This window comes from Desulfurobacterium sp. (assembly GCF_027028515.1).
In the GTDB taxonomy this organism is placed as follows: Bacteria; Aquificota; Aquificia; order Desulfurobacteriales; family Desulfurobacteriaceae; genus Desulfurobacterium_A.
On sequence record NZ_JALVIW010000086.1, the window covers coordinates 1 to 2,823 of the forward strand.

Annotated in this window: 4 protein-coding genes; all 4 read left to right on the forward strand. The window is 41.0% G+C overall.

Annotation, left to right across the window (positions count from 1 at the left end; all coding sequences use genetic code 11):
* Positions 1-450, forward strand: a 450-nt coding sequence (locus MV676_RS07380) for an HD domain-containing phosphohydrolase (protein ID WP_297446342.1), incomplete at its 5' end; no start/stop codon positions are given.
* A 267-nt stretch (positions 451-717) separates the two neighbouring features.
* Positions 718-1,239, forward strand: a complete 522-nt coding sequence (locus MV676_RS07385) for a hypothetical protein (protein WP_297446345.1) — start codon at positions 718-720, stop codon at positions 1,237-1,239.
* Between the two features lie 134 nt (positions 1,240-1,373).
* On the forward strand, positions 1,374-1,703 hold the full coding sequence (locus MV676_RS07390) for a 4Fe-4S binding protein (RefSeq protein ID WP_297446348.1): 330 nt from the start codon (positions 1,374-1,376) through the stop codon (positions 1,701-1,703).
* Positions 1,704-1,734: 31 nt separating this feature from the next.
* Positions 1,735-2,823: TolC family protein (locus MV676_RS07395; protein WP_297446351.1), on the forward strand; the 1,089-nt coding region annotated here is incomplete at its 3' end.

The following is a 2,823-nucleotide window of genomic DNA, read 5'->3' on the forward strand; positions in this document are numbered from 1 at the left end:
CCTGTAGATATCCTTGAAAAACCTGCCAGGTTAACCAGCAATGAGTTTTACACAATGAAATCTAACGTATTTCACACTTACAGAATTCTATCCAGATTTATTGGAGACAAAGACATCGTAGAATGGGCTTCCTATCATCATGAGAAACTTAACGGTAAAGGTTATCCATTCAGGCTGAGAGCAAACAGGATCCCTCTAGGTTCTAGAATAATGGCAGTTGCCGATATATTTACAGCATTAACAGAAGATAGACCCTACAAAAAATCTCTTTCAAGCAGAGAAGCTATAAAAATTCTCATACATCTCGCAGAAAAAGGAGAGATAGACAGCCAAACAGTTAAAATTTTGGAGAAGAACTTGAAATTTATAGATAGAAGCCGAAAAGTCTCCCAGGAAAAGGCAGCGAAATTTTACAGAGAAATAAGAAACAATCCACTACTTTACGAATAAAAAAAGAAAACCACCATTAGCTTAAATAAAATTACAAAATAATCATTTGGAAAAGAAACAATTCTTAAAAGAAACATCTGAAAGGTCCCACTCTTACTTCAACCATCTAATCCTGAGTATGGATGGAAAAAACATGCATATCCAATGTAGGGAGATCATCCACTTTCTCAGCTGGATTTGAGAGAAAATTTCGTGTAAAATTCCTGTATCATTTAGTTATATGTTTATTATCGTCTCTTATTAGTTAATTCTTTGGAGGTGAACATCATGGCTGCAGAAGTGGAACTGAACAGCCTGAAGAAAAAGGTTGAAGAAAGGGAATTAAACGCCGGAAACGTGTTCATGGCTTCATTCCTGGCAGGGCTTAACGAGCTGGGAGTCCTCAACCAGGGAGTGGTTAACATTAGCAGCAGCTACGCGGGAGAGGTACTATCCCGGTATGCCATTGTTATGGGATTCAAAATAAGTCCAGATACCTCCCCAGAAGAACAGATAAGAGAAGCCATCAACTTCCTCAACGAGAATCTCCAGATAGGAACACTGTCTGTTGAATTTTCAGAGAACCACTTTCTACTGAAAATCTCTTCTTCAAAGTGCAGGTTCTGCCCTAAAGGTGTCGGAGGAGCAGAGCTTGAGGGAACGTTATGTCCATTCCCGAAACTAATAGAGAAATTCTTATCAGAAACCTGCCACGTTAACGTTTCGCTAATCCCAGAGGGTTTGGAAAACAGAGTTCTTACCAAACAGGAGGGTTTCTGTATTATAAAGTACTCCTTAGAATCTAAGTAATTAACTATCGTTTGGTGGCTACTCGTTCACCTGGAGTACTGTGCTGTCTATTATGTTTTTCGCCTATTGACAAATTTATTAATAGCTCTATTATTTCCAGATAGGATAACCTAACACAAACTGGAGGAGGTATCATGGATCCGAAGTTTGCCTACTGGCACGGAATCCCCAGGGAAGAGATAGAGTGGAATCCAACAATCGATGAAAGCAAGTGTACTGGCTGTGGAATGTGTTTCGTTAGCTGCGGAAGAAAAGTGTTTGATTATGACTGGGAGAGGCAGAAGGCTATAGTTGCAAGGCCGCTCCAGTGTATGGTAGGCTGTACTTCCTGTCAGGTGTGGTGCGTTTTTGACGCAATCAGCTTCCCTGATCCCCAGTACGTAAAGAAACTGATAAAAGAAAAAGGTATACTGAAGAAAATAAGGGAAAAGCTGCAGGAAATAAAGAATAGTCAGCAAAAGTAAATACGCCAACACCTTTCAATAGGAGGCAGCTTTGAAGAAAACTCTTGGCCTCTTGGCTATTTTCCTCCTGGTAGGAGGAACTTCTCATGGAATTACACTGGAACAGGCAGAGGAGCTGGCTATAAAGAACTACCCCAAGGTTCAGGAATTCCAGTATCTGAGCAGTAGCTCTCAAAGAGAAGCAGAAGCAGTTAAGAGAGAACGCTTTGGAACTCTAAACCTCATATCTTCCTACACAACTTATAACAAAAACTTCTCATTTGTACCCCTATACTTCATGCCAAGTCTTAAACATCCCCCTTACTTTGACAGCAGAAAACTGGTTTACGGTATCAGCTACACAGTTCCCCTCTACCTGGGGGGAACTATCTCAAAAAGTGTAGAGATAAACAAACTGAAATCAGAACTCTACAGCAACCTGAAACGGGAAACCGAGTGGCAGTTAAAGTTTAACGTTGATTCCATCTACCTCAACTACCTGAAATTGAAGGCAGTGGAAGAAGCTCTGTTGCAGTATGAGAAAAGCCTTAAGAAACTGAAAGAGGACGTTTCAGCGGGAGTAAAGGCAGGAAAGTTTGCAAAAGTTGACCTGTTAAAAGTCGACTATTCACTGAAGGACGTAGAAGCCCAGATTGAAGAGACGAGAAAAAACGAAGATACTCTCAAAACTGCTCTGGAAACCCTCACCGGAATTAAGGTAGACAGAATAGAGCCGTACAACGTTCTCTACAGGCCGATAAACCTCAACCCTGAAAAGCTCTACAGAACAGCCCTCCAGAACAACAATCTTCTGAAAACAAAGAAAACAAAAGTAAAAGTGGGCAGAAAATCCGAAGAGCTGGTTGAGGCCAGGTATGGACTAAAGGTCTCCATAGATGGCATCTATACGAGAAACTACGGTTTTGATACCGGTAAAAACGTCGGTATAGGTTCGTTGTCTGTAAATCTTTCCTACCCTCTCTTTGAGTGGAACAGGAAAAAAGAAGAGCTAATGGCGAAAAAACTGGAAAGACTCTCGGCTGAAAGAGAATTAAAAGAAGCAGAACTCCAGCTTAAAAGGGACATCACGAAGGCAGTAAACTCCCTGAAGGCCATACAGTCTAACATTGAAGCGTACAGG

Bases quoted from the DNA above. Each gene is read 5' to 3' on its own strand.
- MV676_RS07385 (WP_297446345.1), top strand. From the start codon at position 718: ATGGCTGCAGAAGTGGAACTGAACAGCCTGAAGAAAAAGGTTGAAGAA.
- MV676_RS07390 (WP_297446348.1), top strand. From the start codon at position 1,374: ATGGATCCGAAGTTTGCCTACTGGCACGGAATCCCCAGGGAAGAGATA.